17 protein-coding genes are annotated in these 16,282 nt (G+C 75.2%); 7 read left to right on the top strand and 10 right to left on the bottom strand.

The genetic code is table 11. The annotated features are described in order from the left end of the window. The first annotated feature begins 64 nt into the window (after positions 1–64). The 3 genes from E1O70_RS00215 to E1O70_RS00205 are packed head-to-tail and all read left to right on the top strand — an operon-like array spanning position 65 to position 2,937. A complete protein-coding gene (locus E1O70_RS00215; RefSeq protein WP_061268257.1) occupies positions 65–439 on the top strand; it encodes a PadR family transcriptional regulator in 375 nt (124 codons plus the stop codon). Then, positions 439–1,815, top strand: coding sequence for a permease prefix domain 1-containing protein (locus E1O70_RS00210; protein WP_061268299.1), 1,377 nt, complete (start codon positions 439–441; stop codon positions 1,813–1,815). Before E1O70_RS00215 ends, E1O70_RS00210 begins: the two co-directional genes overlap by 1 nt. 39 nt (positions 1,816–1,854) lie before the next feature. After that, on the top strand, positions 1,855–2,937 hold the full coding sequence (locus E1O70_RS00205; protein ID WP_061268256.1) for a hypothetical protein: 1,083 nt from the start codon (positions 1,855–1,857) through the stop codon (positions 2,935–2,937). Here the strand turns inward: E1O70_RS00205 and E1O70_RS00200 are convergent. The 4 genes from E1O70_RS00200 to E1O70_RS20030 form a co-directional block, all read right to left on the bottom strand. Then, on the bottom strand, positions 2,862–3,917 hold the full coding sequence (locus tag E1O70_RS00200) for an ABC transporter substrate-binding protein (RefSeq protein WP_082774583.1): 1,056 nt from the start codon (positions 3,915–3,917) through the stop codon (positions 2,862–2,864). The two genes, E1O70_RS00205 and E1O70_RS00200, sit on opposite strands and share 76 nt — an antisense overlap. A 91-nt stretch (positions 3,918–4,008) precedes the next feature. After that, complete coding sequence (locus E1O70_RS00195; RefSeq protein ID WP_082774582.1) at positions 4,009–4,887, bottom strand: ABC transporter ATP-binding protein; 879 nt, start codon at positions 4,885–4,887, stop codon at positions 4,009–4,011. A gap of 29 nt (positions 4,888–4,916) precedes the next feature. Then, positions 4,917–6,008, bottom strand: a complete 1,092-nt coding sequence (fepG, locus tag E1O70_RS00190; protein ID WP_240696547.1) for an iron-enterobactin ABC transporter permease — start codon at positions 6,006–6,008, stop codon at positions 4,917–4,919. Further along, complete coding sequence (locus tag E1O70_RS20030; protein ID WP_061268255.1) at positions 6,005–7,093, bottom strand: iron chelate uptake ABC transporter family permease subunit; 1,089 nt, start codon at positions 7,091–7,093, stop codon at positions 6,005–6,007. Before E1O70_RS20030 ends, fepG begins: the two co-directional genes overlap by 4 nt. A gap of 183 nt (positions 7,094–7,276) precedes the next feature. On the opposite strand from E1O70_RS20030, the gene idi reads away from it, so the two are divergent. Beyond that, on the top strand, positions 7,277–7,873 hold the full coding sequence (gene idi / locus E1O70_RS00180) for an isopentenyl-diphosphate Delta-isomerase (RefSeq protein ID WP_061268254.1): 597 nt from the start codon (positions 7,277–7,279) through the stop codon (positions 7,871–7,873). A gap of 35 nt (positions 7,874–7,908) precedes the next feature. On the opposite strand, the gene E1O70_RS00175 is transcribed toward idi, so the two are convergent. From E1O70_RS00175 to E1O70_RS00165, 3 genes are read right to left on the bottom strand one after another with little or no spacing between them, the layout of a single operon-like run. Then, positions 7,909–8,649, bottom strand: coding sequence for a hypothetical protein (locus tag E1O70_RS00175; RefSeq protein ID WP_061268253.1), 741 nt, complete (start codon positions 8,647–8,649; stop codon positions 7,909–7,911). Continuing rightward, positions 8,646–9,461, bottom strand: a complete 816-nt coding sequence (locus E1O70_RS00170) for a hypothetical protein (protein ID WP_061268252.1) — start codon at positions 9,459–9,461, stop codon at positions 8,646–8,648. Before E1O70_RS00170 ends, E1O70_RS00175 begins: the two co-directional genes overlap by 4 nt. Continuing rightward, positions 9,458–10,462 (bottom strand): WXG100 family type VII secretion target, encoded by a 1,005-nt coding sequence (locus tag E1O70_RS00165; RefSeq protein WP_128957679.1) that lies wholly within the window; start codon positions 10,460–10,462, stop codon positions 9,458–9,460. Before E1O70_RS00165 ends, E1O70_RS00170 begins: the two co-directional genes overlap by 4 nt. A 195-nt stretch (positions 10,463–10,657) precedes the next feature. Between E1O70_RS00165 and E1O70_RS00160 the strand changes: the two genes are divergently transcribed. Then, on the top strand, positions 10,658–11,506 hold the full coding sequence (locus E1O70_RS00160; protein ID WP_061268250.1) for a class I SAM-dependent methyltransferase: 849 nt from the start codon (positions 10,658–10,660) through the stop codon (positions 11,504–11,506). 30 nt (positions 11,507–11,536) lie between these two features. Here the strand turns inward: E1O70_RS00160 and E1O70_RS00155 are convergent, their stop codons facing one another. After that, a complete protein-coding gene (locus E1O70_RS00155; protein WP_240696546.1) occupies positions 11,537–12,010 on the bottom strand; it encodes a winged helix-turn-helix transcriptional regulator in 474 nt (157 codons plus the stop codon). A gap of 128 nt (positions 12,011–12,138) precedes the next feature. On the opposite strand from E1O70_RS00155, the gene E1O70_RS00150 reads away from it, so the two are divergent. Continuing rightward, positions 12,139–13,653, top strand: coding sequence for an MFS transporter (locus tag E1O70_RS00150; protein ID WP_082774580.1), 1,515 nt, complete (start codon positions 12,139–12,141; stop codon positions 13,651–13,653). A gap of 460 nt (positions 13,654–14,113) precedes the next feature. Here E1O70_RS00150 and E1O70_RS00145 read toward each other — a convergent pair whose 3' ends face one another. Continuing rightward, on the bottom strand, positions 14,114–15,022 hold the full coding sequence (locus tag E1O70_RS00145; protein ID WP_205688577.1) for an SDR family oxidoreductase: 909 nt from the start codon (positions 15,020–15,022) through the stop codon (positions 14,114–14,116). A gap of 86 nt (positions 15,023–15,108) precedes the next feature. Here E1O70_RS00145 and E1O70_RS00140 point away from each other — a divergent pair, with 86 nt between their 5' ends. Continuing rightward, positions 15,109–15,633, top strand: coding sequence for a low molecular weight protein-tyrosine-phosphatase (locus E1O70_RS00140; RefSeq protein WP_228485158.1), 525 nt, complete (start codon positions 15,109–15,111; stop codon positions 15,631–15,633). On the opposite strand, the gene E1O70_RS00135 is transcribed toward E1O70_RS00140, so the two are convergent. Beyond that, positions 15,616–16,221: a VanZ family protein gene (locus tag E1O70_RS00135; RefSeq protein WP_061268248.1), complete on the bottom strand. Its 606-nt coding sequence runs from the start codon at positions 16,219–16,221 to the stop codon at positions 15,616–15,618. The genes E1O70_RS00140 and E1O70_RS00135 overlap by 18 nt on opposite strands. Positions 16,222–16,282 lie beyond the last annotated feature (61 nt).

Below are 16,282 nucleotides of genomic sequence, written 5' to 3'. Positions count from 1 at the left end.
CGCCGAGGCCAACCCTAGATCTGCTAGGGTCGTAACCCCTAGAACAACTAGGCATAGGAGCGTTATGCGTATCGAGAAGGACCTCGTGGCTGCCTCGGCCACCCCGCTCGTGCTCGGGATCCTCGCCGACGGCGAGTCCTACGGCTACGCGATCCTCAAGCGCGTGGACGAGCTCTCGGGCGGCCGGATGCAGTGGACCGACGGCATGCTCTACCCGCTGCTGCACCGGCTGGAGCGCCTCGGCCTCGTCGAGGCGTCATGGGGCACGTCCGACGTCGGCCGGCGCCGCAAGCACTACGCGATCACGGCCGCGGGGCGCGAGGCGCTCGTCGAGCGCCAGGCTCAGTGGGACGTCGTCGCGCACGCGCTGCAGGAGGTGTGGCGCTCCGCCCAGGACGGGCTGCAGAGCCCGCCGCGCGTCGCGGAGGGGTGGGCCTGATGGGCGCCTCGACCGCGCCGGCCGGCGCCGCGAGCCCCGGCCCGCACGCCGCGCTCGAGGCGCAGATCGACCAGTGGCGCGGGTACGTCCGGCGCCGGGAGGCGATCTCCGCGGCGGACGTCGACGAGATGGAGGACCACCTGCGCGAGCGGGTCGAGGACCTGCGCGCGACGGGCCTCGACGACGACGAGGCGTTCCTCGTCGCCGTGAAGCGCATGGGCACGCTCGACGACCTGTCGCGCGAGTTCGCGCAGGAGCACTCCGAGCGCCTGTGGAAGCAGCTCGTCCTCGTGGGCCAGCAGGCCGGCCGCACCCGCTCGTGGCGCGAGCTCGCGGTGGTGCTCGGGCTCGCCGTCGCGGTGGGCGTCACGGTCAAGATCGCGATCGTGCTCCTGCCCTGGGAGACGGTCGGCCTCAACGTCGGGCTCCTCGTGCTGCCGTTCCTCACGGCCTACCTCGCGTGGAAGCGCCAGGTCACGCTGCGTGTCGTCGGCGCGCTCGTCGTGCCGTTCGTCGTGCTGGGCGTCGTGCTCAACGTGTACCCGTTCGCGCCCACGGACGCGACGTTCGTCCTCGCGGCGCTCGCCGCCCCGGTGACGCTGTGGTCCGTCGTCGGGCTCGCCTACGTGGGCGGGCGGTGGCGCTCGGACGCGCGCCGCATGGACTTCGTGCGGTTCACGGGCGAGCTCGCCGTGTACTACACGCTCATCGCGCTCGGGGGCGGGGTGCTGCTCGGCCTGACGATCGGGGTCTTCTCGCTCGCCGGCGTCGACCTCGAGCCCTACCTCGACACCTGGATCCTCACCCTGTGCGTCCCGGCGGCGCTCATCGTGGCCGCCTGGCTCGTCGAGGCCAAGCAGAACGTCGTCGAGAACATCGCGCCCGTGCTCACGCGCGTGTTCACGCCCCTGACGCTCGTCATGCTCCTCGCCGCGTTCGTCGTCCTCGCGACCGCGGGGAACCTCGCGGCGGTCGACCGCGAGCTGCTCATCCTCATGGACGCGATCCTCGTGCTCGTCCTGTGCCTGCTCCTCTACTCCGTCTCGGCCCGCGACCCGCTCGCGCCCGGGTCGTTCTTCGACGGGCTCCTGGTGGTCCTCGTCGGCGCGGCGCTCGCCGTCGACGCCGTCGCGCTCACCGCGATGCTCACGCGCATCGCCGAGTTCGGCGTGAGCCCCAACAAGGCGGCGGCGCTCGGGCTCAACCTCCTCCTGCTCGTCCACCTCGCGTGGTCGGCCGTGCTCGCGACGGCGTTCCTCCGCGGGCGTCGGCCGTTCGCCGACCTCGTCGCGTGGCAGACGCGCTTCCTCCCCGTCTACGCGGCGTGGGCGGCGGTCGTCGCCCTCGTGTTCCCGCCCGTGTTCGGCTTCGTCTGACCGACGGCGGTCGGCCGTCCCCGGGGGTAGCGTGACGGGATGGCCGACCGACCGTCCGGCGGGCCGGTCGACGGCGACGTCGTCGGCTGGCTCCTCGACGCCGACCCGGCGCTGCGCTGGCAGGTGGAGCGCGACGTCGTGCACGCCCCGCCCTCCGTGTGGCGGGCGACGCGGGCGCGCGTCGCGACCGAGGGCTTCGGCGCCCGGCTCCTCGGCCACCAGGACCCGGACGGGCAGTGGGCGGGCGGCGCGTACTTCCCCGCGGACGTCGGGGGGGACGGCGCGGCCCCGCCGGACGCCGAGGGCAGGCCCGAGGAGGGCCAGCCCTGGACCGCGACCACCTGGTCGCTCGTCGCGCTGCGCGAGTGGGGTCTCGACCCCGAGGTGCTCCGCGCGCGCCGCACGCCCGAGCTGCTGGCCGAGCACTGCCGCTGGGAGTACGACGACCTGCCCTACTGGGGCGGCGAGGTCGACTGGTGCATCAACGGGTACACGCTCGCCGCGGGCGCGTGGCTCGGCGTCGACGTGACGGGGCTGCTCCGCACCGTCCTCGACGGTCGGCTGCCCGACGGCGGGTGGAACTGCGCGTGGGTCGAGGGCGCGACCGTGTCGTCGTACCACTCGACGCTCAACGCGCTCAAGGGCCTCCTCGCCTACCAGGAGCACGCGGGGGCCACGGACGAGCTGCGCGCCGCGCGCCGCGCCGGCGAGGAGTACCTGCTCCGCCGCGGCCTGTTCCGCCGGCTCGGCACCGGCGAGCCCGTCGGGGACTGGGCGTTCCGCCTCGCCTACCCGTTCCGCTGGTACTACAGCGTGCTCAACGCGCTGGTCTACCTGCGCGCCGCGTCGCTGCTCGACGGCACGCCGCCGGACCCGCGCGCGGCGGACGCGGTCGAGCACGTCCGCCGCGCGCGGTGCCCGGACGGCACCTGGCTCCAGGGCCGGCGGCACCCGGGCCGCGTGTGGTTCGAGGTCGACGCCCCCGCGGGCGAGCCGTCGCGCTGGCTCACGTACCACGCGACCGTCGTCCTCGACTGGTGGGACGGTCAGGACGCGGGCGGCCCCGAGACGACCTCGGCGCCGTCGAGCACCGCGATGAGCTCGTCGAACCACTCGACGTAGCTCGCCCACGTGAACGGACGCTTGTCGTCCCAGCCCACGACCTGCCCCGCCTGGACCGCGGGCAGGCCTGCGTACACGGGGTTCGCCGCCATGGCCTCGTCGGAGCCGGTGTAGCTGAGCACGACGTCCGCCGGGTAGTCCGGCACGCGCTCCCAGCTCAGCTCCGCCCAGGCCTGCTGGTCCTGCGGGCCGCCGATCGTGAAGCCCAGCTCCTCCAGCAGCGCGAGCTGGCCCAGGGTCCGCTGCCCGACCCACAGCTCCTCGGCCCCGTTGAGCGGCAGGATCGTCAGCGGCTTCTCCGCGGCGATCGCCCGCAGGGTGTCGAGGCGCTCGTCGAACGCGGCGCGCGCCTCCGCGACCTCCGGGGTGTCCGCGTCGCCGCCGAGCGCCTCCGCGAGCGACGCGTAGTCCTCGATGACCTCGACGACGGGCCGGCCGGAGAACTTCATCCCGACGAACGGCGCGACGGCGGTCGCCTCCTCGGTGATCTTCTCGTCCCACCACCGCCACGCCGTGCCGTCCTCCGTGCCGAACCCGATCACGAGGTCGGGGTCGAGCGCGAGCAGCTTCTCCAGGTTGAGCTCGGCGTCGGTGCCGACGACCTCCATCTCGTCGACCTGCGCGTTGCCGATCGACAGCGCCCCGGTGTCCGAGAAGCCGTACCCGAACACGCCGTCGGGCCGCACGCCGTAGTCCCACAGCGCGGCGGCCGAGTAGCCGTCGACGACGAGGCGGTCCGGCGCCTCGTCGAGCTCGTACGTCGTGCCGTGGCCCGAGGACGTCCACGACCAGCCGTCGGCGCTCGCGGACGGCTGGTCGTCCCCGGCGCCGTCGGAGCCCGCGTCGGTGCCCGGGGAGCACGCCGCGACGACGGCCGTGAGACCGAGCGCGAGCGTGGCCGCCGCGACCGCGCGCGCGGGCCGGCGCCGCGCACGGGGCGCGCCGGGCAGGGTGGACGAGGGACGGGTCGTGCGGGTCATGCGGTGCTCCTCCGACGAGGCGGTGCGGGCGAGCGCAGGACGGTGGGGGGCCGGTCGGGCGGGGTGGTCCGACCGGGAGAACGGGGCCGCGTCAGGCGCGGCGGGGCCGGCCCTCGGGCACGACGAGCGGGGTGCCCGTCACGGGGTCGGCGATGATGCGGCACGGGAGGCCGAACACGTCCTCGACGAGCTCGGCCGTGACGACCTCGCCCGGCGCGCCCTCGGCGACGATCGCGCCGTCCTTCATGGCGATGAGGTGGGTCGCGTAGCGGCACGCGTGGTTGAGGTCGTGCAGGACGGCGACGAGCGTGTGCCCGCGGTCCCGGTTGAGGTCGGCGCACAGCTCGAGCAGCTCGATCTGGTGGGCGATGTCGAGGAACGTCGTCGGCTCGTCGAGCAGGAGGAGGGGCGTCTCCTGCGCGAGGACCATCGCGACCCACACGCGCTGGCGCTGACCGCCGGACAGCTCGTCGACGAGGCGGCCCGACAGGTCGGTCGTGCCGGTCGCGGCGAGCGCGGCGACCACGGCCGCCTCGTCCTCGCGCGACCACTGGCGCAGGAGCTTCTGGTGGGGGTAGCGCCCGCGCGCGACGAGGTCCGCGACGGTGATCCCCTCGGGCGCGACCGACGACTGCGGCAGGAGGCCGAGGCGGCGCGCGACCTCCTTCGCGGGGATGGACGAGATGGAGCGGCCGTCGAGCACGACCTCGCCCTGCGACGGCTTGAGGAGGCGCGACAGGGCTCGCAGCAGCGTCGACTTGCCGCACGCGTTCGGCCCGACGATCACCGTGAACGAGCCGTCGGGGATCGTCACGTCGAGCCCCGAGGAGATGACGCGGTCGTCGTAGCCGACGGTGATGCCGTCGGCGTGCAGGCGGTCGGTCGAGGGGGCCGCGGGGCGGTCGGCGGAGCCGGGCGCGGCGGGCGCGGCCGCGTCGTGCGGGGCGTCCGCGAGCTGGGTGGGTGCCACCGGGGTCCTTCCGGTCTGCGGGGTCGGGGTCACTTGCGGGCCTCGCGGACGAGGAGCCAGACGAGGTAGGCGCCGCCGACGCTCACGGTGACGACGCCGACGGGGAGCTGGGTCGGGGCGAACGCGCGTTGCGCGACGAGGTCGCTCGCGGCGAGGAGCACCGCGCCCATGCACGCGGCGGGCAGGATGCGTACGCCCGCGCTGCCCGTGAGGCGGCGCGCGAGCTGCGGCGCGGCGAGCGCGACGAACGCGATCGGGCCGGCCGCGGCGGTGACGAGCGCGGTGAGCGCGACGCCGAGCACGACGAGCGCGAGCCGCACCCGCTCGCTGCGCAGGCCCAGGGCGGCCGCGGCGTCGTCCCCGAGCTCGAGCAGGCCCATGCGCGGGGCGAGCCACACGAGCGGCAGGGCCAGGAGCGCGGCGAGCACGCACGCGGGAACCGCCTGCGCCCACGTCATGCCGTTGAGCGACCCCGCGCCCCACATGGCGGCGGCCATCGCCGTCTCGAGGTCGGCCTTGACGATGAGCCACTGGTTGGCGGAGGCGAGCATCGCGGACACCGCGATGCCGACGATGATGAGGCGGAACCCCTGCACGCCGCGCCGGTAGGCGAGGACGTACACGACCCCGGCGGTGACGATCCCGCCGACGAGCGCGCCCGCCGCGACGCCGACGTACCCGCCGCCGAGCAGCATGATGACGACGAGCGCCCCGGTGTACGCGCCCGTGTTGAAGCCGATGACGTCGGGGCTGCCGAGCGGGTTGCGCGTGAGCGACTGGAAGATGGCGCCGCTCGCGCCGAGCGCCGCGCCGAGCACGAGCGCCATGAGCGCGCGCGGGAGGCGCCACTCGACGACGACCATGTGCACCGGGCCGTCGGCCGCGCCGACGAGCGCCTGGAGCACCTGCGGCACGGTGAGCGGGTAGTCGCCGGTGGTGAGCGCGACCACGCCGACGGCCAGCGCGACGAGCAGGAGCGCCCCGCACACCGCGAGCGTGCGCACGTCGAGCCGCAGGCTCACGCCCCGGCCGCGCACGACGCGCGTCGCACGACCGAAGTCGACGCGCCGGTCCGGGCCGGGCGCCCCGGCGGGGAGACGGTCCTGCACCGGGGCGCTCACAGCCCGCTCGCCTTCGAGCGGCGCACGAGCGCGATGAGGACCGGGGCCCCGACGAACGCCGTGACGATCCCGACCTGGAGCTCGCCCGGCATGACGACGACGCGGCCGACGACGTCGGACACGAGCAGCAGGACGGGCGCGAGCACCGCCGAGTACGGGAGGATCCAGCGCTGGTCCGGGCCGACCGTCCACCGCGCGACGTGCGGCACCATGAGGCCGACGAACGCGATGGGCCCGGCCGCGGCCGTCGCCGCGCCGCACAGGAGCATGACCGCGACGCCGACGAGCACGCGCGTGCGCCCGACGTGCGCGCCGAGCGAGCTCGCGAGGTCGTCGCCGAGCGCGACGGTGTTGAGCGGGCGCGCGACGACGAGCGCGATGACGAGCCCGATCACGACGAACGGGGCGATCGTCCCCGCCATCTCCATCGTGCGGCCCGCGAGCGAGCCGGCGCCCCAGAAGCGCATGCGGTCGAACGCCGCCGGGTCGAGCAGGGTGATGCCCTGCGAGACGCCGCCGAGCACCGCGCCCAGCGCGACGCCCGCGAGGGTGAGCCGCACGGGCGTCGCTCCCCCGCGGCCCTGCGACCCGATGGCGTACACCGCGACGGTCGCGACGACGGCGCCCGCGAACGCGAACCAGATGAACGACCCGATGTCGGTGAGCCCGAGGAACGCGACGGCGAGCACGACGGCGAACGCGGCGCCCGCGTTGACCCCGAGGATGCCCGGGTCGGCCAGGGGGTTGCGCGTCATGGCCTGGATGAGGGCGCCCGAGACGCCGAGCGCGGTGCCGACGAGCAGCCCGACGACCGTCCGCGGGAGGCGCAGGTCGCGGATGATCACGTGGTCGCCCGAGCCGTCGTAGCCGGTGAGGGCGTCCCAGACCGTGCCGAGCGGGACCGGCTTCGAGCCGACGACGAGGCTCAGCACGACCGCGAGCACGAGGACCGCGAGGGCGACGAGGAGCCCGAGGCTGCGCCCCGCGTTCGTGCGGGCGACCCCGGCCGGGCGGTCGGCGCGGTCGGCCGGTGCCGTGCCGCCGGGGACGTCGGCCGTCGTGGCGGCGGTCGCGGGCGAGGTCATGGTGCTCGGATCTGCTCGGGGGCGCTCGGCCCGGCGGGTCAACACGAGTGAGGTTACCCTCACCTTAATTCACGCCCCGGAGGGTCCGGCAAGATCGTCCACGAACCCGGAGGAGTGACCCCGCTCACCGTCGGTGCCGGAGGGGGTTGCCGGTCCGCGAGCGGCGTGTGCGAGAGTGGCCGCATGACCTCGCACGTCCCCGTCGCCGCCGACCACGTCGTCACCGTCGACGACCAGGGTCGCCGGACCGGCACCTTCGAGCGCGCCGCGGTCCACACGACCGAGACGCCCCTGCACCTCGCCTTCTCCTGCTACGTGCTCGACGACGCGGGCCGCCTGCTCCTCACGCGGCGCGCCCTCGCGAAGCGCACGTGGCCCGGCGTGTGGACCAACTCGTTCTGCGGGCACCCGCGCTGGACGGAGTCGACCGAGGAGTCGATCCTCCGCCACGCGCGGCACGAGCTCGGGCTCGAGATCGCGGACCTGGAGGTCGCCGTCCCCGGGTTCCGCTACCGGGCCGTCGACGCGTCGGGCGTCGTGGAGAACGAGATCTGCCCCGTCTACGCCGCCCGTGCGGCGGGCCCGGTCGAGGCGAACCCCGACGAGGTGATGGAGCTCGCCTGGGCGGACCCGCGGGACGTCGCGCGCGGGGTCGCCGCCACGCCGTGGGCGTTCAGCCCGTGGATGGTGCTCCAGGTCGGGGCGCTGGGCGGCGCGAGCACGGCCGGCGACGGCCCGACGGCGCTCCTCGCCGCGGCCTTCGGGCCCGCCTCCGCCTGACCGCGCCCGGCCCGCGACCGGGCAGGAGCGAGGATTCAGACGCGCCGGAGCTGCGGGCGGCGGAACCGCTCGGGGATGCCCAGGTGGTCGGCGTCCTCGGCGGTCGAGCGCAGCCGCCGCGGCGGGAGCGCGTGCGGGAGGACCGCGTCGGCGCCGGGGACCCGCGCGTCGTGCATCGCGGCGGCGAGCGCGTGCACCAGGGGCGCCTGCCGGGACGGCCGCCGCGTCGAGAAGACCCACAGGTCGAAGCCGGGGGCGGTCGCGAGGTCGACGGCCTGGCCCTGCGCCCACGCGTGCCGCGCGACGACCGGCGACACCGCCAGGAACGTGACCGGCCGGCGCGACCAGAGCACCGTGCGGGACGCGCCGCTCACGCCGCGGTCGGCCATGAGGAGCCCGATCGTGCGCTGGTTGCCCACGACGGCGGACACCGTGCGGGGGTCGATCCCCGACCACGGGATGACCGTCGGGCGCAGGAACGGCGCGAACGAGCCCACGACGATGCCGCCGTCGAGCACGAGCAGCTTCTCCGAGCCGAGGAACCACAGCAGGACGCCGAGCACGGCGGCGACGGCCACGAGCAGGACGGCCGCGGCGACGACCTCGCCGTCGGCCAGGCTGGCGACCGGCGCGAGCAGCACGAGCACGAGGACCACGGCCCACGCGGGGCCGTTCGGCGTCGCGGCCTCGACGTGCCGCAGGCGGCCGAGGCGCGACGCGTCGGCCCAGTGGCGCACCTTGCGCGTCGCGCGGTCGCCGGTCGGCGCGGCCGTCATCGGCCGAGCAGCTCGGCGGGGAGGCGGCGCAGCGTCGCCGGCCCGACCTCCGACAGCTCGAGCGTGACGGGCGTGCCGTCGTCGTCGTGCTCGCCGCCGCGCACGAGGTACACGCCGTCCGGCGTCGCGTAGACGCTCACCCGGACGAGGGTGTCCGAGCCCGCGCGTACCGCGCCGAGCACCGTGACGGCGACCGCTCCGGAGAGCTCGGGCGACGTGCGGGCCTCCACGGCGAACTGCTCGGTCGTGAAGGTGCGGGCGCGGCCGTCGAGCACGGCCTTCGCCGCGGGGTCGAGGAACACCGCGAGGCGCCCCGCGAGCTCGGCGAGCGGGTAGACGCTGAAGGAGTGGTGGCCGCTCGGCCCGACCTCCTCCTCGAGCACCCGGTCGTCGTCGTGCAGGTAGACGTACACCCAGTGCTTGCCGAGCGCAGTCGTGCGGTCCGCGGAGAGGATGGCCGACGCCGTACGCCGCAGCACGAGCGGGCCCGTCACCTCGGGGACCGCGTCGATCCCGACCTGCGGCTCGCCGCCCGGCCCGGGCGGGCGCTCCTCGTCGGACGGCACCACGAGACCCCGGGCGAGCAGCGACCGCAGGGCCACGCGCCCGACGAGCGTGCGGTCCGCGCCCTCCTGCGCGTCGAGCCAGGGCAGCGGGACGAGCTGCGGGTTCTGGAGGCCGTCGAGGATCGCGACCTCCTCGTCCGTGAGCGTGACGACGTGCGTCACCTCACCGGGCGCCGTGCGCGCGAGCGTCTGCTCGGCGGCCGCGATGTCGGCCGCGGACCACTGCATGGTCGGCTGCTGGGTCACGAGAAGAGGCCTCCGATGAAGTCGCCGGCGGCGGAGAGCCCGTCGCCGATCGCGTCACCGACGTCGGACGCGACGTCGCCGATGGTATCGGCCGCGTCCCCGACGAAGCTCGTGACGTCGTTCCAGCCGTCCGCGAGGTACGGGCCCGGGTCCGAGAAGAACCCGGTGATCGAGTCCCAGTTGTCGTAGACGAGGTTGCCGAGCGCCCAGACGCCCGCGACCGCCGCCGCGCCCGCGACGACCGCGATGCCGACCGGGTTGGTGAGGAGCCCCGCCGCGATCGCCATGGTGCCCGCGCCGCCGATCACGGACAGGACGCCCATGCCGCGGTCGACGCCGCCGCGCACGCCGTCGTACTGGGTGTTGACGATCTGGTTGATGCCGCCGACCACGCCGGCCGCGCCGCCGGCGAAGCCCATGAACCGGGAGAACGTCGTGGCGCGCCCGAGCACGCTCAGCGCGTCCCCGACCGCCATCCCGCGCGTGAGCTGCAGGGCGCTCGCCGCCGCGGGCGACAGCGCCGCGAGCCGGCTCGCGTCGAGGAAGCCGCGCGCGGCGAGGAAGGTGCGGTACGCGATCCACGCGCCGCTCCCGGCGCCCCACGCGGACAGCGCGGTGTCGCCGACGTCCCAGATCGAGCCGTCGAGCGGGTCGCCCGCGCCGGGAGGGCCGCCGCCGGGGCCGGTCGGCACGACGGGCCCGGGGACGCCCGGGGACGGGATGGACCCGCCCTCGGTGCTCGTCGCGAACTGCTGGTCGGCGTGGCGCAGGACGGCCTGCGACGCCTCGGAGAGCGTCTGGCTCACGCCGCGCAGCAGCGCGACGGACGTGCCGGTCCACTCGCTGCGGAACTGGTCGGCGTCGCCGCCCTGCCAGCGACCCGCCGCCTCGACGAGGCCGCTGACCTCGGACGTCGTGCTCACGAGCTGGTCGGAGGCTGACCGCAGCGACTGCGCGAGCCTCCGCAGCTCGTTGACGTCCGCGCCCCACATACCGCTCACGTCGTCCCCGTCCCCTCGTCGGTCGTCCGGCCCGCCGGCACCCGGTGTCCGGGACGCGCGAGGCGGGCACCGGGGAGGCTACCGTGCGCGCCGTCGTGCGGGCGATGGGGAGTCCTCCCCGTCGGGTCGCGGCGGGCTCGCGCACGCGCACCGCTCGCGTTCGGCTCCGGCGCCCGGGCGGGTGACAATCGACCCATGCCTGACGCGGTACCCGACACCCCCGCCACCCCCGAGCGCGCGAGCGAGGCGCCGGTGCCCGCCCCGGACGCCTCGTTCGAGGAGCACGTCGCGTGGGCCCGCGCGGTCCCGGTCGTCGGGTCCGACCTCTCCCCCGTGGCGGGACGCGTCGTCGAGGACCCGCTGCCGTGGGACTACGTGGCGCTCGCGCGCGAGCTCGTCGCGAGCGGGCGCGGGCCCGTGCTCGACCTCGGCACGGGCGGCGGCGAGCTCCTCTCCACGCTCGGCCCGTTCCCCGCGGGCTCCGCGGCGACGGAGGGCTGGGCCCCGAACCTGCCGGTGGCCCGACGGCGGCTCGAGCCCCTCGGGGTCGAGGTGCGGCCCGTGGAGGGCGACGACGAGCAGCTCCTGCCGTTCTTCGACGGCCAGTTCGCGGTCGTCCTCGACCGGCACGAGGAGTTCGACCCGGACGAGGTGCTCCGCGTGCTGGAGCCGGGCGGCGTGTTCCTCACCCAGCAGGCCGACTCGCGCGACGGCGTGCGGCTGAGCACCGCGCTCGGCGCCGAGCCGGCGTGGGACCCGGACTCGGTCACGCTCGACGCCGCGGTCGAGGTGCTCCGCGAGGCCGGGTTCGTGGTCGACGCCGCGCGCGAGCACGAGGGCCTGCGCCGGTTCCGCGACCTGTCCGCCCTGCTCTGGTACCTGCGGCTCATGGCCTGGCAGGTGCCGGAGCTCGCGTCACTCTCGCCCGAGGCGGTCGCGCGCTACGAGGCGCCCCTGCGCGCCCTGCACCTGCACCTCGCCGCGGGCCACGAGTTCGTCGACGAGGCGCCGCGCTTCCTCGTCGTCGCGCGCAAGCCCTTCTGACGCCCGCGCCGCCCCGCCGCGCGGACCGGGTCACAGGTCCCGGAGCTCCGCCTCGCGCTCGTCGTAGGCGCTGCGGGCCGCCGCGATGCGCTCCTGGTGCGCCTCGGTCCAGACGACGAGCGCCTTGGTCGTCGCGTGGAGCGAGCGCCCCATCTCGGTGAGCGCGTAGTCGACGCGCGGCGGGACGGTCGGGTAGACCGTGCGCTCGACGATGCCGTCGCGCTCGAGCTGGCGCAGCGTGCGCGACAGCATGCGCTGGCTGATCCCGTCGATCTCGCGCTTCAGCTCGGTGAAGCGCATGACGCGCCGGTCGAGCAGCGCGATGGCGAGCAGCGACCACTTGTCGGCGATGCGGTCGAGGATCTGCCGCACCTCGCAGTCCTCGCGGGCGTCCCACTGCCAGACGTCGGCGTCGCTCTCCCAGCGTGACGGCGGTCGCGGGTCGCACGCCTCCTCCGTCGCGGCGCGGTCGGCCGCGCCCGCCGGTCGAGGGCGCGCCGCCACGGTATCCGCGGTGATACCAGGTGGGCGTGATGTGCCGTCTTCCATGCCTCCTGATCCTGACCCACGATGGGTTCGGTATCAAGAGGTAACCGGGTGCCGAAGGGTGCTCACGACGACAGGGGACGTCCATGGGCGACGGGACGACGAGCCGCAGCGGTGCGAGCATCCGGGAGGCCGGCCGCGAGGCCGCGCGGGAGGCCGCGCGGTTCAGCCTCCGGGACTGGGGTCTTCTCCTCGTGCTGTGCGGGGCGATCTTCCTCGAGGGCAGCGACATCGCGATGCTCTCCGTCGCGCTCCCGGGCATCCGCGCCGACCTCGGCCTCGCGACCGGCGAGCTCGGCGGGGTCGTGACCGCCTACGTCGTCGGGTACGGCGGGTTCATGCTCCTCGGCGGACGCGCGGCCGACCTCTACGGCCGACGCCGCATGTTCGTCGTCTGGCTGCTCGTCTTCCTCGTGTTCTCCGGGCTCGGCGGGTTCGCGACCGACGGCTGGATGCTCCTCCTGTCGCGCTTCGTCACGGGCGTGGCGGCCGGCTTCCTCACGCCCGCCGGGATGTCGCTCATCACGACGTCGTTCGCGGAGGGGCCGCGCCGCAACCGCGCGCTCGTCGTCTACGGGGCCGCGGGGGCCGCGGGCTTCTCGCTCGGGCTCGTCGTCGGCGGTCTCCTGGCGGCGGTCCACTGGCGGTGGGTCTTCTTCGCCCCGGTGCTCGTCGCCGTCGTGCTGCTCGCGCTCGCCCTGGTCACGGTCCCGCGCGACACGACGACGCGCGTCCGCGGCGCGCTCGACGTCCTCGGTGCCGTGCTGGCGACGACCGCCATGGTCCTGCTCGCCGTCGGCATCGTGCGGCTCGAGCACCCGGGCGACGGGCTCGCGTGGACGGTCGCCGCGCTCGGGGGCGGTGCGGCGCTGCTGGCGGGGTTCGTCGTGCGGCAGCGACGTGCCCCGCACCCGTTGCTGCCGCTGCGGCTCTTCCGGTCGGTCGAGCTCGTGCGGGCGAACGTCACGGCCGTGCTCTTCGCGGGCGGGTTCTACGGCTTCCAGGTGCTCCTCACGCTGTACCTCCAGGAGCTGCGCGGCTGGACGCCGCTCCAGACCGGGCTCGCGATGCTCCTCATGGCGATCGACGTCGTGCTGGCGCCCGTCCTCACGCCGCGCCTCGTGGAGCGGTTCGGGGTGCCGCGCGTCATCGTCGGGGGGCTCGTCGCCGGGACGCTCGCCGCGGCGTGGTTCCTCGCGTCCGGGCTCGACTGGGCGTACGACGTCATGGTCCCGTCGCTGGCGCTCGTCGGGGTCGCGTTCGCGCTGGTCTACGGGCCGATCGCCATCGCGGCGACGACGGGCGTGACCGACGCCGAGCAGGGCGTCGCGGGCGGGGTGCTCAACACGTCGTTCCAGCTCGGTGCGGCGATCGGCATCTCGGCCGCGACGGCGGTCAGCGTCCTCGCTCTCGGGGACGCGACGGGACCGGACGCGGGCCTCGCCGCCTTCCACACCGCGCTGTGGGTCCCCGTCGCGGCGTTCGCCCTCGCGGCCGTGGCGATGGGGGCACCGCGCCGCCGGGCCGCCGTCGGGCCGGCCGGTCCCGCCGTCGAGTTCTCGACCACGGAGACCGCACGACCGGCCCCCGCCACCCGCTGAGTGCATGAAACTGTCGCGTCCTGGCGTCCCGGACGCGACTGTTTCACGCACTCAGCGTCGGGGTGCGGGCAGCAAGAAGCCCGCGGGCTGGAGGGTTCCTCCTGTCGTGCTGGACGAGGGCACGACACCCGCGGGCTCTGGTGGTTGCGTGGTACTCGCTCGCCGCCGGGGGCTCCCCTCGGGAGACCCCGCCCGGTTCACGGGCTCACCGCATCCGGTCCGTTGCTGGATCGGTTGCGCGACGACTAGCGCGCAACCACCTCACGAGTCCGAAGAATCTTCACTTCCAGGACCACCTCCTTTCGCGTGTACGACGACGGTACGTCCGCCTCCCGCGGCCACGCCAGGGGTTTTCGCCCACGGCGTGGAACCGCCGGGGAACGGGCCGCCGGCTCGCCCGGTCGGTCCTGCGAGGGTCGACCAGGCGACGCGCGGGCCGACGCCGCGCGCTCGACGCGGGTCAGGCGGGGCGCAGGTGCGCCCACTCCTCGGGGTAGTCGTCGAGCCACGCGGCGAACGACTGCGCGGGCCGCTCGACGAGCCGCGGGACCGTGTCGCTCACGTGCGCGAGCTCGCCCGCGGCGATCGCCGTGTACGACGACACCCAGCCGTCCACCTCGAACCGCGGCGCCCCGTACCGGTCGCGTGAGGCGTACGCCTCGTCGACGGTCTCCGGGTGGTACGTGATGTCGCGGCCCGTGGCCGACGACAGCTCGGCAGCGACCTCCGCGAGCGTGAGCGCCTCGGGGCCCGTGACGTCGTAGGTGACGCCGTCGTGGCGGTGCGCGTCGGCGTCGAGCAGCACGACGGTCGCGACGTCGGCGATGTCGTCGTGCGACACCGACGCCACGCGTCCGTCGCCCGCGGGGCCGCGGATCACGCCGTCGTCTCCCACCATGAGCGCGAGCCCGCGGTGGTAGAGGTTGTCGCGCAGGAACGTGTGCCGCACGCCCGTCGCGCGGATGTACTCCTCGGTGCGCCAGTGGTCGCGCGCGAACGTGAACACGGCGTCGGGGGCGGCGCCGACGAACGACACGTAGACGATGCGGTGGACGCCCGCCGCGACGGCCGCGTCCACGGCCGCGCGGTGCTGCGCGACGCGGTCGACGTCCTCGCGCGCGGACACGAGCAGGACCGTGTCCACGCCGGTGAACGCCTCGACCATGCCGCGCGTGTCCGTGTACCCGGCGACGACGGCGACGTCCGACTCCGGCAGCGGGTCGTCGCCCAGGCTGGGCGCGCGGGCGGCGTCGCGCACCACGAGGCGTTGCGGCGCGCCCTCGGCGGCGAGCCGGAACGCGAGCTTCGACCCCAGGAGACCGCTCGCGCCCGTCACGGCGACCCGTCCCGACCCCGCCCCGATCATCATCTCCTCACGGTAGGCGCCCTGGTCACGGGCCGCCCGACGACCGGCCCGGACGGGAGGGGAACGCCCTCCTCGCGCAGAATGGGGCCATGTCCAGTGCCGAGACCCGCCCCGGGCCCTACCGCGTCATGACCGTCTGCACCGGCAACATCTGCCGCTCCCCCATGGCCGAGGTGGTGCTGCGCGACCGCTTCGAGGCGGCCGGGCTCGGCGACCGCGTCGTGGTGGACTCGACCGGGATCAGCGACGAGGAGCGGGGGAACCCGATCGACCGCCGCGCCCGCGCCGTCCTCGCGGAGCACGGGTACGTCGTCGACGGGACGCACCGGGCGCGTCAGGTGCGCGCGGGCGACCTCGCCGCGCGCGACCTCGTGCTCGCGATGACCGCCCAGCACGCGCGGGCGCTGCGGCGCCTCGACGCGTCGGCGCCGGTGCGCCTGTACCGCTCGTTCGACCCGGCGGCGCCGCGCGTCGAGCCGGGCGGGTCCGAGCACGTGCTCGACATCGCCGACCCCTGGTACGGCGGGCAGCAGGACTTCGAGGACTGCCTCGCCGAGGTCGAGGCCGCGGCCGACGGGATCGTGGACCTGGTGCGCTCAGAGCTCGACGGCTGAGCGCGCGCGACGGGCGTCCGTCCCGTCGGCGCGCGACCCGCGCAGCGGGGCCGTGGACCAGCGGAAGCGGTCGAAGAACGCGTCGAGCGCGGGGACGCGGGACAGCACGGTGAACAGCCCGAGGCCGAGCGCGCCGCCCACGACGTTGAAGAGCAGGTCGCTGGCGTCCGCGACGTGACCGCCACCCAGCAGGTGCGAGGCGACGTACTGGGTGACCTCGATCGCGAGACTGAAGGCCGCTGCCGTGAGCACGACGCGCCACCACGACGGCCGCGCCAGGAGGAGCGGCAGGAGCATGCCCAGCGGCACGAACACGAGGAAGTTCATCACCGCGTCGGCGACCTCGTAGTCCACGAGGGGCACGAGGACCAGGTGGGCGTCCCACGCGGCGCTGCTCGCCGGCTTGTCGAGGAAGATCGGGAACACCGTGTTCGCCACGACCCCGGCCGCGTAGACGGCGAGCGCGAGCGCGACGGCGGCCCGCGGCAGCGTGAGACGACCGGACCGGTGCAGGCGCCACAGCAGCAGCCCGAGGACCACCGCCCCCAGCGGGACGACGACGGGGAGGACGGGGACCTCGCGAAACACTCGAACCGCTCCTTCAGCTGACGACGCCACGCACGACGTCGCCGACGGTAGCGGTGCCCCG

It is taken from the genome of Cellulosimicrobium funkei, from assembly GCF_004519295.1.
Lineage (GTDB): Bacteria > Actinomycetota > Actinomycetes > Actinomycetales > Cellulomonadaceae > Cellulosimicrobium > Cellulosimicrobium funkei.
Note: the sequence above shows the minus strand (reverse complement) of the source record. Positions and strands in the feature narration are given on the sequence as shown.